The sequence below is a fragment of the Fredinandcohnia onubensis genome, from assembly GCF_002734285.1.
Lineage (GTDB): Bacteria > Bacillota > Bacilli > Bacillales > Bacillaceae_L > Ferdinandcohnia > Ferdinandcohnia onubensis_A.
Map to the genome: position 1 here is coordinate 103,395 of NZ_NSEA01000023.1, position 16,517 is coordinate 119,911.

At 34.8% G+C, this 16,517-nt stretch carries 15 protein-coding genes; 7 read left to right on the forward strand and 8 right to left on the reverse strand.

Annotation, left to right across the window (positions count from 1 at the left end):
* Window positions 1-90 precede the first annotated feature (90 nt).
* The 3 genes from CKJ95_RS20170 to CKJ95_RS23955 all read left to right on the forward strand — a co-directional run bounded on the left by CKJ95_RS20170 (window position 91) and on the right by CKJ95_RS23955 (window position 2,225).
* Entirely contained in the window at window positions 91-1,068 is a 978-nt protein-coding gene (locus CKJ95_RS20170; protein ID WP_099355254.1) for an acetylxylan esterase, read from the forward strand.
* A 458-nt stretch (window positions 1,069-1,526) separates the two neighbouring features.
* Entirely contained in the window at window positions 1,527-1,763 is a 237-nt protein-coding gene (locus CKJ95_RS20180; protein WP_099355256.1) for a hypothetical protein, read from the forward strand.
* Between the two features lie 57 nt (window positions 1,764-1,820).
* Complete coding sequence (locus CKJ95_RS23955) at window positions 1,821-2,225, forward strand: hypothetical protein (protein ID WP_257215879.1); 405 nt, start codon at window positions 1,821-1,823, stop codon at window positions 2,223-2,225.
* A gap of 260 nt (window positions 2,226-2,485) precedes the next feature.
* Here CKJ95_RS23955 and CKJ95_RS20190 read toward each other — a convergent pair whose 3' ends face one another.
* Window positions 2,486-2,962 (reverse strand): YkyB family protein, encoded by a 477-nt coding sequence (locus CKJ95_RS20190; protein ID WP_099355257.1) that lies wholly within the window; start codon window positions 2,960-2,962, stop codon window positions 2,486-2,488.
* A 598-nt stretch (window positions 2,963-3,560) separates the two neighbouring features.
* On the opposite strand from CKJ95_RS20190, the gene CKJ95_RS20195 reads away from it, so the two are divergent.
* Window positions 3,561-4,829 (forward strand): hypothetical protein, encoded by a 1,269-nt coding sequence (locus CKJ95_RS20195; RefSeq protein ID WP_099355258.1) that lies wholly within the window; start codon window positions 3,561-3,563, stop codon window positions 4,827-4,829.
* Here the strand turns inward: CKJ95_RS20195 and CKJ95_RS24100 are convergent.
* Window positions 4,780-5,040, reverse strand: a complete 261-nt coding sequence (locus CKJ95_RS24100) for a site-specific integrase (protein ID WP_099355259.1) — start codon at window positions 5,038-5,040, stop codon at window positions 4,780-4,782. The genes CKJ95_RS20195 and CKJ95_RS24100 overlap by 50 nt on opposite strands.
* A 364-nt stretch (window positions 5,041-5,404) precedes the next feature.
* On the opposite strand from CKJ95_RS24100, the gene CKJ95_RS20205 reads away from it, so the two are divergent.
* Entirely contained in the window at window positions 5,405-5,749 is a 345-nt protein-coding gene (locus tag CKJ95_RS20205) for a hypothetical protein (RefSeq protein WP_099355260.1), read from the forward strand.
* Window positions 5,750-5,844: 95 nt separating this feature from the next.
* On the opposite strand, the gene CKJ95_RS20210 is transcribed toward CKJ95_RS20205, so the two are convergent.
* Entirely contained in the window at window positions 5,845-6,102 is a 258-nt protein-coding gene (locus CKJ95_RS20210; RefSeq protein ID WP_099355261.1) for a hypothetical protein, read from the reverse strand.
* A 135-nt stretch (window positions 6,103-6,237) separates the two neighbouring features.
* Here CKJ95_RS20210 and CKJ95_RS20215 point away from each other — a divergent pair, with 135 nt between their 5' ends.
* On the forward strand, window positions 6,238-7,419 hold the full coding sequence (locus CKJ95_RS20215; RefSeq protein ID WP_099355262.1) for an alanyl-tRNA editing protein: 1,182 nt from the start codon (window positions 6,238-6,240) through the stop codon (window positions 7,417-7,419).
* A gap of 30 nt (window positions 7,420-7,449) precedes the next feature.
* Here the strand turns inward: CKJ95_RS20215 and ytvI are convergent, their stop codons facing one another.
* From ytvI to CKJ95_RS20235, 4 genes are all read right to left on the reverse strand, one after another.
* Window positions 7,450-8,505 carry a sporulation integral membrane protein YtvI gene (gene ytvI / locus CKJ95_RS20220; RefSeq protein ID WP_099355263.1) on the reverse strand — a complete coding sequence of 352 codons (1,056 nt, stop codon included), beginning with the start codon at window positions 8,503-8,505 and terminating at the stop codon, window positions 7,450-7,452.
* Between the two features lie 156 nt (window positions 8,506-8,661).
* Complete coding sequence (gene parC, locus CKJ95_RS20225; RefSeq protein ID WP_099355264.1) at window positions 8,662-11,106, reverse strand: DNA topoisomerase IV subunit A; 2,445 nt, start codon at window positions 11,104-11,106, stop codon at window positions 8,662-8,664.
* Window positions 11,107-11,112: 6 nt separating this feature from the next.
* The gene (gene parE / locus CKJ95_RS20230) at window positions 11,113-13,095 is read right to left on the reverse strand and encodes a DNA topoisomerase IV subunit B (protein ID WP_180271614.1); all 1,983 of its coding nucleotides are present in this window, start codon (window positions 13,093-13,095) and stop codon (window positions 11,113-11,115) included.
* A 229-nt stretch (window positions 13,096-13,324) separates the two neighbouring features.
* The gene (locus tag CKJ95_RS20235) at window positions 13,325-13,738 is read right to left on the reverse strand and encodes a CoA-binding protein (protein WP_099355266.1); all 414 of its coding nucleotides are present in this window, start codon (window positions 13,736-13,738) and stop codon (window positions 13,325-13,327) included.
* A 280-nt stretch (window positions 13,739-14,018) separates the two neighbouring features.
* Between CKJ95_RS20235 and plsY the strand changes: the two genes are divergently transcribed.
* Window positions 14,019-14,630, forward strand: a complete 612-nt coding sequence (gene plsY / locus CKJ95_RS20240; RefSeq protein ID WP_099355267.1) for a glycerol-3-phosphate 1-O-acyltransferase PlsY — start codon at window positions 14,019-14,021, stop codon at window positions 14,628-14,630.
* A gap of 66 nt (window positions 14,631-14,696) precedes the next feature.
* Here the strand turns inward: plsY and CKJ95_RS20245 are convergent, their stop codons facing one another.
* On the reverse strand, window positions 14,697-16,481 hold the full coding sequence (locus tag CKJ95_RS20245) for a S9 family peptidase (RefSeq protein WP_099355268.1): 1,785 nt from the start codon (window positions 16,479-16,481) through the stop codon (window positions 14,697-14,699).
* Between the last annotated feature and the right edge of the window lie 36 nt (window positions 16,482-16,517).

The window sequence follows — 16,517 nt, forward strand, 5'->3', positions numbered from 1 at the left end:
AATTAATTTAATAGAAGAACAGGTTCTGCAAAATTGTGTAAATCGGAACTTTCCACACCTTTCCAAAAAAATATTTATAGAGGTGAGAAAATGGGGAGAAACATTGTAGATTTTTCTTTAGAAGAGTTAAAGAATTATAAACCAGAATTAACGAATAAGCCAGAATCTTTTGATTGGTTTTGGCGGAAACAGAAAGAGCGATTAAATAATTTTCACCCATCTGTAACTATAAGTGAGCGTGACTATTCAGCGAAAACGGTGGATGTATTTGATCTTTGTTTGACTAGTTTTGATGAGACTCCATTAAAAGGGGTGTTAATAAAACCAAAAGGTGTAGATAATTGTCCAGTAGTATTGTGTTTCCATGGGTATACGGGATACCGTGGGGAGGTGGTAAATCATTTAAAATGGACCACACTTGGATACGCGGTCGTTGCCTTTGATGTTCGTGGTCAAGGAGATTCTCCGGATTATGCCAAATACACAAATGGAAGCAGGGTACAAGGGTGGATGCTACAGGGAATTTTAGAAGCAGAAAACTATTACTATACTAATGTTTACCGGGATTGTTTGATACAACTAAACTGGTTGAGGTCGGATGAATTCCCAGTAGAACCAAGTATCCTTGGAGTGATGGGTGCTTCGCAGGGGGGAGGACTAGCATTAGCGACAGCAGGATTAAATCCAACCATCGATTTTGCCATAGTTGATTACCCTTTTCTATCCAATTTTGAAAGGGCCTTGGAAGTGGCTTTAACTGGCCCATATTTGGAAATTATCAAATACTTTAAACTAAATGATCCTCAATATCAGACATATGAACAAGTGGTTAAGACTTTAGGATATATCGACAGTGTTCATTTTTGTCCATTAATTAGATGTCCAGTTTTAATGGCCGTTGCATTGGAGGATTCGATTACACCTCCTTCTACTGTATATGCAGCATATAATCATTTGGCATCACAAGAAAAGCATATCGAAATTTATCCGCAATTTGCCCATGAAGCAATTCCATTCCATGAAGAGAAAAAATTAGCTTTCCTAAGTAAAGTAGAAAAATATTGTTGATATCGATATCAGGAATATAAAGAAAAGATACCAAATTGTTTTCAATTAATGGTATCTTTTTTCTGTGATAGAATGATTTTTCGTTTCGTTCTGACTTTTTATTCCTATCCACTTTTTTTTACGACCTTTTCCAATTCCTCAAACTTAACATTGCAACAAGCACTTTCTTTCTTTGAAACAAACTTTTAATATCCCCTTTAAAAATCCAAATATAGTTAAGATCGAAATCAAGAACCTTCGAAAGCATGAATAAATCTTTTGTCAATGATAATCCCAATTTCCCAAAATTATTACAATGGTATGTTTTAATGGTACTCATGATTAACTCTACAGGCACAAGTTTTCTAGAACTGAACTTATTTAATAGCATTTAAAAAAGTATATAATGATATCAAAAGAACTGGAGAATACTTGTAAAGGAGTTTATAAGAAGTGGAAAATGAAGAGGAATGAATTTAATGAGAACGATTAGATTAGAAGAAATTGAGAAGGTTATTGAAGCTGAAAGAAAAAATGCTAAACAAATCATTGCTCAACATTTGAGAAGGAGAAGAAAGCGCTCAAGAGCTCGAAGTGTAGGCGAAATTGAGGCTTTAAATCAAATAGCTATAAGACGTTGGGAAAAAGCTGTAGAGAAGGGCTGGATTAGAAAAATTTCGGATAGGGTTTGGTATTACGATTACACCAAATTTTGATAAAAACCTTCAAATAAAAACCCTATTGGGACAAAAACTACTAAGGAGGTTATTAGAATGGGTGCTTCACCTTTTGAAAAGTTCTATCGTGAGCGCGATGAAAAAATCAGAAGAGAAACTTTAGAATTGATTGTAAAAGTTTTCGATATGCTAAATGAAGATAAAGAAATAAAAATAATTTCAAAAGAAACAGGAGAAAGCATAGAAAAAATCCAAAGGATTGCAAATATGCGACCTAAGAAAAGGAAGGGGGACCAGGTGCATACTGATTTAAAATTTAAAGAAGAGGGGCAATTAGTTGATTACAACTTATACAGTAATTTGTCTCCCGTACAAATGGAAGTTTACAATGGAAAATTTTTTGTTGAAGATTCGGAGCGGGAAAATCTTTTAAAACTGTTGATATACAATGTAGGAATAAACAGAACACTTCAGATCATCGAAGAACACAAAGAAAAATAGGATATGATTAGTATGGATGTTGAACCTGTTGATACTAAATGCAAAAATCAATACATACTGTAATACCGACTTAAGAATAAGCTTACCTAGAAATAAGTTAACTAAACATCCCGCTCCGCTATTTTAAACAGAGGAGCGGGTATGTAAATCTAGCGAACTCCATGTTAGAAGAGCAAGATTGAATATATAGAGTCGAAAAGACAGTAGTTTAAAAAACAAGTAGTAAGTAGATTAAAGTTGGATTCAGGAACAAATTTTACTTATAGAAACCATTGAGAAGTTGACCGCATTTCATTGGAAACTCTACTTTTGTTGGCAGGTGCAGTCTGAAAAGGTTGAATTTTTTGTGTTGGTTTATAACTATTATTAAACTCATTATGGGAATGATTGTTTTTAAGATAAGTGAGGATTATATATCTCGCAACTTTAATATCCATATGTACATTCGGGTTCCGGAGCCTTTTTCTAAGCTTTAAGAATTGTAGTTTTTTTAAATCTTCATCTGTTGGGGTTGTGTGAAAGTAAAAAGAGCCGACCTGAACAGGAGTAAGGACGTGACTTTCACCATTTCGCACATTGTAATTATCCAATCCTATTTTTTTGGCTTGTCCTTTACTAATTAATTTTTTTAGAATCTCATCTTTTAGATGATAAAAATCGTAAAATTCACCATCTTTTTTTGCATATTTGTTAATGACGTGGATTGATTCTGCGATTTGTTCTACTGAGAATAACATGGGCAACGATCTCCCTTGAGGTTATTAATGAGTTTTACAACGAGGTAATCTGAGGATGTGGATATTCAATAAAGCTTTATATTCAACAATATACATCAATACAGTTAACCATTCTGTTAAGTTCTTCACAATATAAGTAAATAATTGTCGGAATATGCGATAAAAAGAGATGGGAATTAGGATAAGGCTGACAATCGATAAAATTTAGCAGATTACTGATAATATGGTGGCCATTTTATTTAACGAATTTATAATAAGGGTTAACTTAAAAATCAAATAAAAGTTAAGCAGGTATCAACTTATCAGGAGCTGTCTTCTTAAAAACACAAAATCTTTTATAACCCGCTCATAGAGATAGTCTTCATAATAAAAGTTAATGGAAAGTACTAAGAACACCGATTCTGAGTACCTAATCATATTACAATAAAGAGGATTTATAAGAAACTTTTTTGAATAATACTCTATAATGTGGGGAAATTCACTTAAATGTAGTGTAGTGCTTTAATAAATTAATGCTATTTCCTAAAAACACAAAATCGCCTATTTTTTTGTTTAAAATTAGGCGATTTTTGTGAAATAAATAGTTTGGGAGAACGTTATGGCAAAACAATGGAACTTAGAACTAGCAAAAGAAGAATTTGAAAAACTGAGTCTTACACTATTAGCAACAAAATTTAAAAATACTAGCACTGAGATGGATTATCTATGTAATATATGTGGTCATACTGACAAGAAAACCTTGGGTAAAGTAGTATACAGAAAACAAGGATGTCCAAAGTGTGGAAAGAAAAAAGCAGGTGTTTCTAAAAGGCTTTCTATTGAAACAGTAAAAGAAGAATTATTAAAAAGGAAAGTAAGGTTACTATCGACTGATTATGTTAAACGCACTTTACCAATTAAATTTGAATGTAATTTATGTAAAAAAGAAGACGAAAGGACGTATGCATCCATAATAAAAAGTGAGTTTGGCTGCTTAGATTGTGGAGAAATACAGAAGCGTAAAAATCTTATTAAATATACTATAAAAGATGCGAAAAAGATCTTCTTAGAAGTTGGTTTAGATTTAACGGAGAAAGAATACAAATCTTTTCATGAAGAATTGTTATATGAATGTATTGAGTGCGGATATAAAAATAATAAAAGTCTAGCAAATGCGAAAAGTGGAAAGGGCTGTCCAAAATGTGCTGGAATTTTACCCTTAGAGTTTGAAGAAGTAAAAGAATTGTTTGCTGAAAATAATTTACTTTTAAACGAAAAAGCATATATCAATGCACATACGTCCATGAAGTATATTTGTTTATTATGTGGCTATATGGGAGACAAAACTGTTTCAAACCTTAAAGCAGGTAAAGGATGTAGGGGTTGTGCTGATAATCAAATATCCGAAAATCAAAGATTGCCATATAAAGAAGTAAAAGAATTTATAGAATCTAAAGGGTGGAGATTAGTCTCTACAACTTATGAAAAAGCAAGTGAAAAACTTCATTTAAGGTGTCCTGAAAATCACACAGTTTTTATGAAATTTAATAACTTTAAAAGTGGTAAAAGGTGTCGTAAATGTTCAGGTCTTGAATCACCAACATTAGAAGAACGGCAATCAATATTTTTAAAGCTAAATTTGACTTTATTGGATTTTGAATATAAGAATGGTAACAGTCCACTAAGGTATCAATGTCAGGAATGTAATTATGTAGGTTATAAAACTTATAAGAGTGCTAAGAACGGATTTGGCTGCTTATCTTGTTCTCCACAATCTGTTGGTGAAGAAAGGATTGCTGTTTGGCTTTCACTGAACAATATAAAGTATATTAGACAATTTACTTACTTAGCAATTTTAAGGCAGAAATCCTACGCTGCATGGTTCTAGGCTTCATTTTTGCGTTCATCGTCTGGTCCTGGATAAATCGTCTCACAATAGAACGATTGAGCTCTTGCAAATTGCAAGAACGGTTGTGACGCTTCAAAAATTGGTGAAACAGTGTCAAATCATAATCGTAACTAAGAATGGTTAATTCTGAATAATTTTGTTCCACTTTTAAATACAGCAGAAATTCATCGACAGCTTGTTGCAAATCCATAGGGATCGACCTCCAAAAAAGTAAATTATTTGGACGCACCGTATCATTAAATCCCGACCCTAGGAGTTATCAGAGCGGTACCGGAAGTTATCCGGACACTCCAACATATTATCGTCAAGTTAGGGGGAGCCAACTTCACAATATCCATTATTATAAGAAGTTAAGTCATTTGTTATTGTTCTGATGCAGATTGTAGCTAGTAGACATAATATCTATTCTAGGAACTTAGATAAAACCGTAAATTTAACAGCAAATCCATGATATAATCAAGTTAACACAAATTCCATAAGCTTTATTAATTGCGTTCTTCATTAACTTACATATCTAACTACATATATAATTTCACTCAGGAGCTGATCTACAAATGCCTTATGAAAGCAAAATTAGACACCATAATGCCGATCGTGTTACCAAAAATACTACTGTTAGCCGCAGTTTACTTGAACAAATTAAAGAAATAGCAAACCATAAACAAGTTCCGTTCAATCAATTACTAACTGAAGGAATTGATTACGTATTAGATACTTATAAGAAACCTAAAGAATATAAATCCCCAGTTAAACCTAAAGATCGCATCAAAATGGGCACAACATTTAGTAATTCACAATATGAACAACTAAAAGATCGTGCACGTAGACTTCATACACATGCAAACACATTAATTGAAATCGGAATGGAATTTATCATTAAAAAATATCATAATGATTAATTCCAGCCCTCCCTCGTATTTCCTTGGATTTTAGTTTACATAATATTATTATGTTAAACTTTTAACTTTTCTGCTAATCCTTATCTTCCCGTCTTTTAATTTAACTTCCCACGAATTTCTATAAATTCATCTAATAACTCCTTCATCTCAGCTTGATTAAGCCTAATCGGCATCTGATCATTTAACGTAATATAATGCTCGTTTTCCCCACTATCTACTTTTCTTGATAAGTAATCACAAATCGCTCCTAGCCTCTCCTTGCTTATTACAGATTGGGTAGTCATATGCTTGAATTGCGTTAACACAAATGCTTCTTCTTCAATTTCTCCCATAATCAATTTATTCTCATCCATTCATTGTTCCACCTTTCTTATCATTAAATTGCTCTTCATCCCTCTTCTTTATAACAACTAACAGCTTTAATCATTGAATCTTTATTTCTTTTCTTGTATGTTTTAATTATCTATATTGAAAGGATCGAGAATTTGATGACCAAAAAGCTATATTATGAAAATCCATACTTAACAAATTGGACAACCACAGTAACAAATATTATAAAAAAAGATGACTTCTGTCTTGTAACACTTGAGGAAACTGCTTTTTATCCTGAAGGTGGTGGGCAGCCATCTGATTCTGGAAAGATTGATCATATTCAAGTATTAGATGTCTATCAAGAAGCCGGAGAGGTATACCACAAACTCTCCCATCCCCCTGAAAACCGGACTGTAAAGTGTCAAATTGACTGGAAACTACGATATGACCATATGCAACAACATACAGGCCAGCATTTGTTATCAGCCATCTGTATTGAAGAATATGATGCACACACATCAAGCTTCCATTTAGGGAAAGACACCGTTTCAATTGATTTAAGTATCCCAGAATTTAATGCTGATCAGCTCCTACATATTGAAAAGCAGGTTAATAAAGCTATCTATGAAAACCGCGAAATTAGAACATATTTTGTTTCTAAAGAACAAGTGAGTACCCTTCCCCTTCGAAAAACACCTGACGTTGAAGGTGATGAAATGCGCATTGTTGAAATTGATGGTATCGATACATCTGCATGCGCAGGCACACATGTGTCAAGAACTGGCGAGTTAGGACTTATGAAGCTTTTAAAAACGGAAAAAAGCAAAGGAAATACACGTGTATACTTTATTTTCGGTAGCCGTGCTTTAGAGGATTATCAAGCAACACATAGTGTTTTGACAACCTTAGCAAACAAACATAGCACGAATCGCGAAGGGCTAATCGAAAAAATTACTAAAATAGAAACAGATAACAAACAATTCCAGAGAGAAATCGAGGAGTTAAAAGGGAAACTTAATCAGTACCTAGCTCAAGAACTTATTCAATCTCATAATGATTCAATCATTAGCCAATCATTCGATGAAAAAGCTTTAAAAGAACTTCAAGGAATTGCAAAACAAATTAATGAAGCGTCCAATCAATGTGTGATTTTTACATCTACACTAGAAAATAAACTACTTATCTCCCATAATGGAACGCTTCCCATTGAGTGTGGAAAGTTATTTAAACAAGAGCTTGGAAATTTTAATGGAAAAGGTGGCGGCAATAACACAACCGCACAAGCCGCATTCGATAACTTAGAAGATATGAAGGCATTTAAAAGCTTTTTAGAAATAAAAATAAAAGAATCTTTATAAGAAAAAAGCTACCTGCAATGGTAGCTTTTTCTATAGTTTATCTGATTTAAAGTTTAGATTAATGACACCAGCTTTTGTTAAAGAATCATAAAGAATCACTAATAGTGGACCAAGTAGTAATCCAACAATGCCGATTATTTTAAACCCTAGGTACATACTGATGAGTGCTGCTAAAGCACTGATACCGAAACTTTGCGAATAAACCTTCGGCTCAATAATTTTTCGAATCACGGTTATAAGTACAAAAAGAATAAATAATCCAATTCCAAGCTTCGTATTTCCGTTGATTAATACGAAAATGGCCCATGGAACGATAAACGATCCTGTACCTAATATAGGTAGTAAATCGACCAGTACAATGAGCAAGGATACAATTAGAAGATACTTAACTTCTAAGATCCAAAGCCCAATATATGTAACAACAAAAGTTACTCCACTAAGAACTATCTGAGCCTTTAAAAAGCCTACAAATATCTTTTTTAATTGGGTTATTACAATCTTCATTTTTTCAATAGAGCTTTCTTGCAGCATATCTTTAAGCCTGTTTTTAATTCCAGGTAGATCATTCATGAAAAGAAAAGCTGCCACTAAATAAACAATTAGCTCTAATAATAGCTGAGGAAGACTTGAAACGAAACTAAACGTCCCCTCTGTTAAATTCCTTGCTGCAACGATTAATAAATCCTGGAAGGAATACAGGGTATTCATAATAGAATCCAAGACTTCCTTAGGTAAATCCTCAAAATAAGTTTCAAACTTTTCAAAGGTTGCAATAATTTGGTCTGTATCAATACTTGAAACATAAAACGGTATATTTTTTACGACTGTAATCATTTGATTAATGATGACATTGACTAATAAGTATCCCAAAAATAAAACGAACACCATAAAAATAACAAACGTTACTGTAACCGAATAAATCCGTTTAAATCGGTATTTTGTGATTAATAAATTTACTAATGGCTCTAATAACAGAGCAGTTAGAAAGGCCAAAATCAATGAAATTGACATTGGTAATAAATACAATAAAACAATTGCTACTATGAGAAGGAGAATATTTCTTTTATTAATATATTTTTTTACCATTTTCGCAAAATTACCTACTCTCTAATCCTTATAAAATTATTGTACAGTAAAGCAGGGATATTTAAAATATAAATATTTTTCAAAATAGATACTTCTAGTTAACAATATTATTTCATAATCAAAAACAGCTACCCTTAAGTAGCTGCTTTTCGATCATTATTTTATTTCGTCAGAATTTTCCTCATTTGTGACAATCCATGTATCAATTACTTCTCCCGCTTCATCTGTATCAACTACAAATGAACCGTTGCTATAACGATCATTTGGACGTAAGGATTTTATTTCGACTGATTCGATTTTTCCGTTTTGTGTCTTAAGGAAAAGTTCATCTTGATTTGTTACTAAATGTGCGCCTGAAATACGATGTGGATGATTTTTCAACTCACGAAGCATAACTAATCCACGTTTTGCTCTTGTTGCTTTTTCGAATTCTGTGATTTTCATCTTCTTGACTGCTCCACGTTGTGTAACAATACTTATCTCAGCTGGCGTTGATGGTGGTACTACCGAACCGGCAACAACATAATCGCCATCCTTTAAGTTGATACCTTTAACACCTGCTGCTCTTGCACCAACAACGTTGACTTCTTCTTCTCCAAACCAGAGTCCATACCCTAGATGCGTAACTAAGAAGACATCCATATTGCCGTTTGTGATATGAACAGATACAACTTCATCATCGTTTTTCAGATTAATTGCAACGAGTGGTTTTGAATAACGTTGTGCTTTATACATAGTTAACTCTGACTTTTTCACCATACCGTTTTTGGTGATAAAGAGTAGATATTCTGGCAACTCGAAGTTCGTAACAGGTAATGCCTCTATAATGAATTCATCACGATCAATACTTATGATATTGGCAACGTGTTGTCCTAGATCTTTCCACCTTATATCGGGTAATTCGTGAACTGGAATATATAAATAATTCCCTTTGTTTGTAAAGAGCAATAATGTATCGGTTGTATTGATTTCAAATTTGTGTAACAGTCGATCTGTATCCTTCATACCAAAATCTTGGCCGTTTGATGCAGCATATGATCGAGGGCTTGTCCGTTTAACATAGCCGTCCTGGGTGACAGTTACAATTACATCCTCAGATGGGATTAAAACCTCAAGATTAATCTTTATTTCTTCAATCTCGTCTTCTATTTTTGAACGACGATTATCTGCATAGGTTTTTTTAACTCGCTTCAGGTCATTTTTTATGACCTGAAAAAGCTTGCGTTCATTTTGTAGAATTTCTACTAATTCACTTATCTTTTTATTTAACTCATCATACTCTTGCTGAAGTGCTGTGATATCAGTGTTTGTTAAGCGATATAATTGCAAGGAAACGATTGCTTCAGATTGCGGCTCTGTAAATCCGAATTTATCGATTAAATTATTTTTCGCGTCCTTTTTATCCTTTGAAGCACGAATTGTCGCAATAACCTCATCTAAGATGGATAATGCCTTAATAAGACCTTCTACAACATGCTGACGTTCACGTGCTTTTTCTAGTTCATAATGCGACCGATTGGTAATAACCTCTTTTTGATGTGCAATGTACGCATCCAATATTTTTGGCAGGCTCATCAATACTGGTCGTCTGTCCATGATAGCAACCATGTTAAAGTTATAGGTTATTTGAAGATCAGTATTTTTATAGAGGAAGTTTAGCACTCCTTGTGCGTCTGCCTCTTTTTTCAATTCAATCACGATTCTTAGACCTGTTCGGTCAGTTTCATCACGTACCTCATTTATACCTTCTACTTTACGGTCTAAACGAATCTCGTCAATTTTTTTAACCATATTTGCTTTATTCACTTCATATGGTATTTCAGTGACAACGATTTGTTGTTTTCCACCGCGAAGATCCTCAATCTCTACTTTTCCACGGACAATGATTTTACCTTTTCCTGTTTCATAGGCTTTCTTTATCCCTTCAATCCCTTGAATAATACCACCTGTTGGGAAATCAGGGCCCTTAATCACTTCCATGAGTTCATCAACAGTTGAGTCTGGATTGTCTATACGCTTGATGACACCATCTATAACTTCTCCAAGATGATGAGGCGGAATATCTGTAGCATAACCTGCTGAAATTCCAGTAGAACCATTTACAAGTAAGTTTGGGAACATCGCTGGTAATACGACTGGTTCTTTGCTTGTATCATCAAAGTTCGGAATAAATTCAACTGTGTTTTTTTCAATATCACGTAAAAGCTCGGAAGCAAGACTTGAAAGACGTGCCTCCGTATAACGCATAGCTGCTGGTGGATCACCATCATTACTACCATTATTTCCGTGCATTTCCACCAGGACATTCCGAACCTTCCAATCCTGACTTAGACGAACCATCGCATCATATACAGATGTGTCACCGTGAGGATGGTAGTTACCAATTACATTACCAACCGTTTTAGCCGACTTACGAAAACCTTTTTCAGCTGTATTACCTTCAACATGCATGGCATAAAGGATTCGCCTTTGAACGGGTTTAAGACCATCCCTTGCATCTGGTAAAGCACGATCTTGAATAATATATTTACTATATCTACCGAAGCGATCTCCAATTACCTCCTCTAGAGGTAGATCACGGTATTGTTCTGTTTGTACCATTTATTGTTACTCCCCTTCTACGACCGATAAATTTTCATTGTCCAAAATATTCGAATCATCTTCAAGACCAAAGGCAACATTTGATTCAATCCACTTACGGCGCGGTTCAACCTTATCGCCCATTAGTGTTGTTACTCTTCGTTCAGCCCTTGCTACGTCATCGATACGGACTCGAATTAGCGTTCTCGTTTCAGGGTTCATTGTTGTATCCCAAAGCTGGTCGGCATTCATTTCTCCTAAACCTTTATAGCGTTGAATCATATACCCTTTTCCGACTTTAGCGATGGCATGCTTTAATTCATTATCATTCCATGCATACTCAATGACTTCTTTCTTACCTGTTCCTTTACTTACCTTATAAAGCGGTGGTAACGCAATATATATCTTACCCGCTTCAATTAATGGCTTCATATATCGATAAAAGAAGGTTAAAAGCAGTACTTGAATATGTGCACCGTCGGTATCTGCGTCTGTCATGATAACAATCTTATCATAATTGATATCAGCAATAGTAAAATCAGCTCCAACGCCACCGCCAATTGTATGAATGATTGTATTGATCTCTTCATTTTTAAAGATATCGGCAAGCTTTGCTTTTTCTGTATTAATAACTTTACCTCTTAACGGAAGAACTGCTTGGAAACGACGGTCACGTCCTTGTTTGGCAGACCCTCCAGCAGAATCCCCTTCGACAAGATAAAGTTCATTTTTATCGGGATTTTTAGACTGGGCAGGAGTTAGTTTACCACTTAATAACGCTTCTGATTTCTTTCGTTTCTTTCCGCTTCTTGCTTCTTCTCTTGCTTTTCTTGCTGCTTCTCTTGCTTGAGCAGCTTTTACCGATTTTTTAACAAGAAGGGTACTTACATCTGGATTTTCCTCAAGAAAGTAAGCGAGGTTTTCGGAAACAACTGAATCGACAGCTGAGCGTGCTTCACTAGTTCCAAGCTTTCCTTTTGTTTGTCCTTCAAATTGCAATAATTCTTCAGGAATACGAACGGATACAATAGCCGTTAACCCCTCGCGAATATCAGAACCATCAAGATTTTTATCTTTTTCTTTTAATTGGCCTGTTTTACGAGCATATTCATTAAAAGCACGGGTCAAGGCTGTTTTTGATCCAACCTCATGTGTACCTCCATCCTTTGTTCTAACGTTATTTACAAAGGATAAGATATTCTCTGAATACCCATCATTAAATTGAAACGCAAAATCTACCTCAATTCGGTTCTGAACCCCTTCAAAAGAAACGACAGGATGTAGTACATCCTTTTCCTCATTCAAGTATTCTACGAACGCTTCAATCCCATTTTCATAATGATAAACCTCATGGAAATCATTTCGGTCATCAAAGATCTCAATCTTTAGCCCTTTTAATAAAAAGGCGGATTCTCTTAAGCGCTCACTCAATGTTTCAAAATTAAATGTAGTCGTACTAAAAATCGTAGGGTCCGGCTTAAAATGGATCGTGGTACCCGATTGATTTGTTTTTCCGATATTCTCAAGGGTAGTAGCAGGTTTGCCACCATTTTCAAAGCGCTGTTCATATACGAATCCATTACGCTTAATCGTGACTGTAAGCCATTCAGACAATGCATTAACAACCGATGCTCCAACCCCATGGAGACCTCCACTTGCTTTATACCCACCTTGTCCAAATTTACCGCCTGCATGTAGCACAGTAAAAATAACCTCAGGTGTTGGTTTACCCATTTTATGCATGCCAGTTGGCATTCCACGTCCTTTATCCTGGACACTTAAACTATTGTCTTTATGGATTCTAACAATGATGTGATTCCCATAACCTGATAGGGCTTCGTCGACCGAGTTGTCTACAATTTCATAAACGAGGTGGTGAAGTCCTTTACTATCAGTGCTTCCAATATACATACCAGGTCTCTTTCTAACGGCTTCAAGGCCTTCTAATACCTGTATTGCATCATCATTGTAGTCAAATTGTTGCTTAGCCAAAAAACATACCCCTTTCATATACAAAACACTTGGGTTTTTAACTTTTAACCCAAGTACATAGCTAATAAATAGCCTCTCTCTATATAAGTAGTATCACTAATTTAGTTGTTTCTTACTTAACAGAACAAACGTTTTGTTTTTTAATGCCTCACCTTTTATTTTATATCTTTATCGAAATTTCGCAAACCGTTTCTCGCGAAAAGGAGAAAATCCTTGTATAAGAACAAGGATTTTATCTCATGGTTTGTTATTTTGTCAAAGCATGTTCAACCTTTATACAACGATCCATTACCACAGTAATCCCACGTTCCTTCAAATAGTTGTATGCTTCTTCACTAACACATCCAAGCTGCGACCAAAACACATCCGCATCAATATCATCAAATTCTTTCGCAACATCAATTAAATATTCCGATCTTCGAAAAACATTAACAATATCAATATGTCCTTCGATATCTTTTATTGATTTAACGGCTTTTACACCTAATGCTTCGTCAATAGTTGGATTTACAGGTATGATTTCATACCCAGCATCCTGCATAGCCTTACTTACCATATTGGAAGTTCTTTCAGGATTATCAGATAAACCAACAACAGCAATCCGTTTACTTTTCTTTAAAATGTTACCGAGTTCAGCACGAGTCGGAATTTCCAATGACATTTTATTGGGTCCTCCCTTTATATATTCTAACAGATAATATCTCTCATAGTATTTCGGTCCCAAGCCTAGATATTCCTGCATTTATTTTGATATTCAACGTATTTGAATATTTCTGCATCGTTTTTCAATATTTTTTGTCGAAATTAAAAGAAAAAATCATTGTAAGTAAAAATATCTTGTATAATGAGAATACTTGTACAAGCATGGTATTATCGAGAAAGAATGATACAATGTGTCAAGAAGCAATTATCTTTATTATTTTATTAAAGGAGTTAAGAGTATGGTACTAAATATTATTATTATACTCCTTGCTTATCTTCTTGGTTCGATTCCTTCTGGATTAATCGTTGGGAAGATTGGCTATGGTATAGACATTCGGGAGCATGGTAGCGGAAATTTAGGTGGGACAAATACGTTTCGGACACTTGGGAAAAAGGCAGGCTTAATCGTTACAAGTGCAGACATTTTAAAAGGGACATTAGCAACTCTACTTCCCATTCTATTATTGAATGGTTCATTTCCAGATTATTTTCCTTTATTAGTTGGAATGGTGGCTGTTGTAGGTCATATGTACCCAATTTTTGCAGGTTTTAAAGGTGGAAAAGCAGTCGCAACCTCTGGCGGGGTTCTGTTGGGTTATAACCCAATCCTTTTTATTACAACTTTACTATGCTTTTTTATTTTCTTGAAATTGACGAAAATGGTTTCACTATCTTCTATGCTAGTTTCAATTTATTGCGTGTCTTTCAGTATTGTTTATAGTATTTTTATAAAAACTGATTACCCGCTTATCATTGTAGTCTCATTACTTGCCGTTTTCGTGTTTTATCGCCACCGAGCAAACATCGCACGAATTAAGAATAAAACAGAACCGAAAATTAAATGGCTATAAAATGAGTTTATGTCCATAAAAAGGAAATTTGACGTGTGACCCTTAGATAGTCACACGTCTTACTTTTTAAATAAATCGATCAAAAAACTCTAGTATTTTTCGATTTACTTTGATTTCATTTTCTTTTTTCGAGAATCCATGCCCCTCATCTTCAAGAACCAAATATTCAACTTCCCTACCTTTATCTTGCAATGCCTCTACGATTTTATCAGATTCCGCTTTTACAACACGTGGGTCGTTGGCCCCTTGGATAACTAACATTGGTTTTACCATGCCATCAAAATGGGTAATTGGTGAAAACTCTATTAACTTCTCACGATCTTTCACCGGATCGCCAACCCATTGGTTCATAACAGGCTTCCAGTGCTCTGGAACCGAATTAATAAATGAGAACAAATCACTCGGTCCAAAGATGTCAATGACAGCTTTAAAGTATTCTTGGTGTTTACCATGAAGCAAGAGTGCCATATATCCACCATAGCTACCACCTAACAGAAGTATTTTTTCACGGTCTGCGTATCCGTTCGTAATTAACCATTCAAGTCCTTCGATATTATCTAGACGAGGACCAAGTCCCCAGTCACCCTCTACCATTTTCGCAAATTTCAATCCGTATCCTGTGGAACCTCGGAAGTTCGGCGCAAAAATACTATAACCCCGATTCACTAGAAATTGAAACATCGCCCTAAATGACTTTCGTTCTGCTGCCTGTGGTCCTCCATGAGGCCATAAAATGACATGTCCATTTGAAACATCTTTATTTGCCTTAAACAATAACGCCTCAATCTCTAACCCATCAAAAGAGGGATAAGTGATTACATCAGGCTGAACAAGTTCTTCCTCTTTAACTCCAGGAACTCCATAGTTCGTAATGGCTTCCCACACATTTTCAGTAGCACTACGCTTATAGATGTTAAGCGGATTTGTAGCAGAACGCCCTAGGACATACAGGTTGTTATTTTCTGATACAATTAGCTTTTCAATTACGGATGAAGGCGTATTATACTTTTCTACTTCTCCTGTTTCAATATGATATTTATAGAGAAAATCCTCAACACCTTTTTCACTCACAATGTAGATTGTTTGAGATTGTTTGTTATATTGAATTGATTTCATTTCTTCCTTTTCAAATGAAGCAACTTTAGAAAATGTGTTTGTTGTCACATCATATTTAGCAAGATATGAAAAATCATCATTATAATCCGTTAATAGGTAAATCGTACTATCTGATGTAAATAGAACATCAGATACAGTGTGCTGTTGCTCTGTCTCTGGTGTTAAGCGTACTTCGGTGCCATCTTTATGTAAAAAAGCTAAGGAATATGTATTGGCAAAATGCTTTAAATAGATTTGACTACTTTCATCTGGACTAAGCGCTAACAAGTAGGTCGCTGCATCTTTTCCCACGTTCATAACCAATTCTTCTTCTGTTTCGAGGTTATAGCAATATGAATTCAAACACATTGCATTATCCTTTGTTGAAGTATAGTATAATTTCTTCCCATCCTTAGACAGGAGTGCAATCATATGTCTCTGCCCTTCCTGAATTCGTATAGGCTTTAATTCTCCACCCTGCGGCTGAATAGCATATAACTGTGTATTTTCATCGCCATCTTTATCAAAGCCTGCAATTAAAAATTGACCATTTTTATCATAAGTAAGCTCTTGACAGCTTTGATCATTAAAAGTCAATGGATATGGAAATTGATTAGGCAGGTCGATTCCCCAAAGATTATATTTTCCACTTAAGTTTGTACTAAATACTACCTGTTTTTCATCGGGACTAATCGTAAAATTCTGTATCCCAAAGGTTTTAAAAAATTGTTCTACATCTGGCTTTTGAAATTTCATCCTTAAACACCTACTTCTTTAGATTTCAATCCACAT

Bases quoted from the DNA above. Each gene is read 5' to 3' on its own strand.
- CKJ95_RS20205 (WP_099355260.1), top strand. From the start codon at position 5,405: ATGCCTTATGAAAGCAAAATTAGACACCATAATGCCGATCGTGTTACC.
- CKJ95_RS24100 (WP_099355259.1), bottom strand. From the start codon at position 5,040: ATGGATTTGCAACAAGCTGTCGATGAATTTCTGCTGTATTTAAAAGTG.
- CKJ95_RS20180 (WP_099355256.1), top strand. From the start codon at position 1,527: ATGAGAACGATTAGATTAGAAGAAATTGAGAAGGTTATTGAAGCTGAA.
- parC (WP_099355264.1), bottom strand. From the start codon at position 11,106: ATGGTACAAACAGAACAATACCGTGATCTACCTCTAGAGGAGGTAATT.
- CKJ95_RS20235 (WP_099355266.1), bottom strand. From the start codon at position 13,738: ATGTCATTGGAAATTCCGACTCGTGCTGAACTCGGTAACATTTTAAAG.
- plsY (WP_099355267.1), top strand. From the start codon at position 14,019: ATGGTACTAAATATTATTATTATACTCCTTGCTTATCTTCTTGGTTCG.
- CKJ95_RS20195 (WP_099355258.1), top strand. From the start codon at position 3,561: ATGGCAAAACAATGGAACTTAGAACTAGCAAAAGAAGAATTTGAAAAA.
- CKJ95_RS23955 (WP_257215879.1), top strand. From the start codon at position 1,821: ATGGGTGCTTCACCTTTTGAAAAGTTCTATCGTGAGCGCGATGAAAAA.
- CKJ95_RS20170 (WP_099355254.1), top strand. From the start codon at position 91: ATGGGGAGAAACATTGTAGATTTTTCTTTAGAAGAGTTAAAGAATTAT.
- CKJ95_RS20245 (WP_099355268.1), bottom strand. From the start codon at position 16,481: ATGAAATTTCAAAAGCCAGATGTAGAACAATTTTTTAAAACCTTTGGG.
- parE (WP_180271614.1), bottom strand. From the start codon at position 13,095: ATGAAAGGGGTATGTTTTTTGGCTAAGCAACAATTTGACTACAATGAT.
- CKJ95_RS20190 (WP_099355257.1), bottom strand. From the start codon at position 2,962: ATGTTATTCTCAGTAGAACAAATCGCAGAATCAATCCACGTCATTAAC.
- CKJ95_RS20215 (WP_099355262.1), top strand. From the start codon at position 6,238: ATGACCAAAAAGCTATATTATGAAAATCCATACTTAACAAATTGGACA.
- ytvI (WP_099355263.1), bottom strand. From the start codon at position 8,505: ATGGTAAAAAAATATATTAATAAAAGAAATATTCTCCTTCTCATAGTA.
- CKJ95_RS20210 (WP_099355261.1), bottom strand. From the start codon at position 6,102: ATGGATGAGAATAAATTGATTATGGGAGAAATTGAAGAAGAAGCATTT.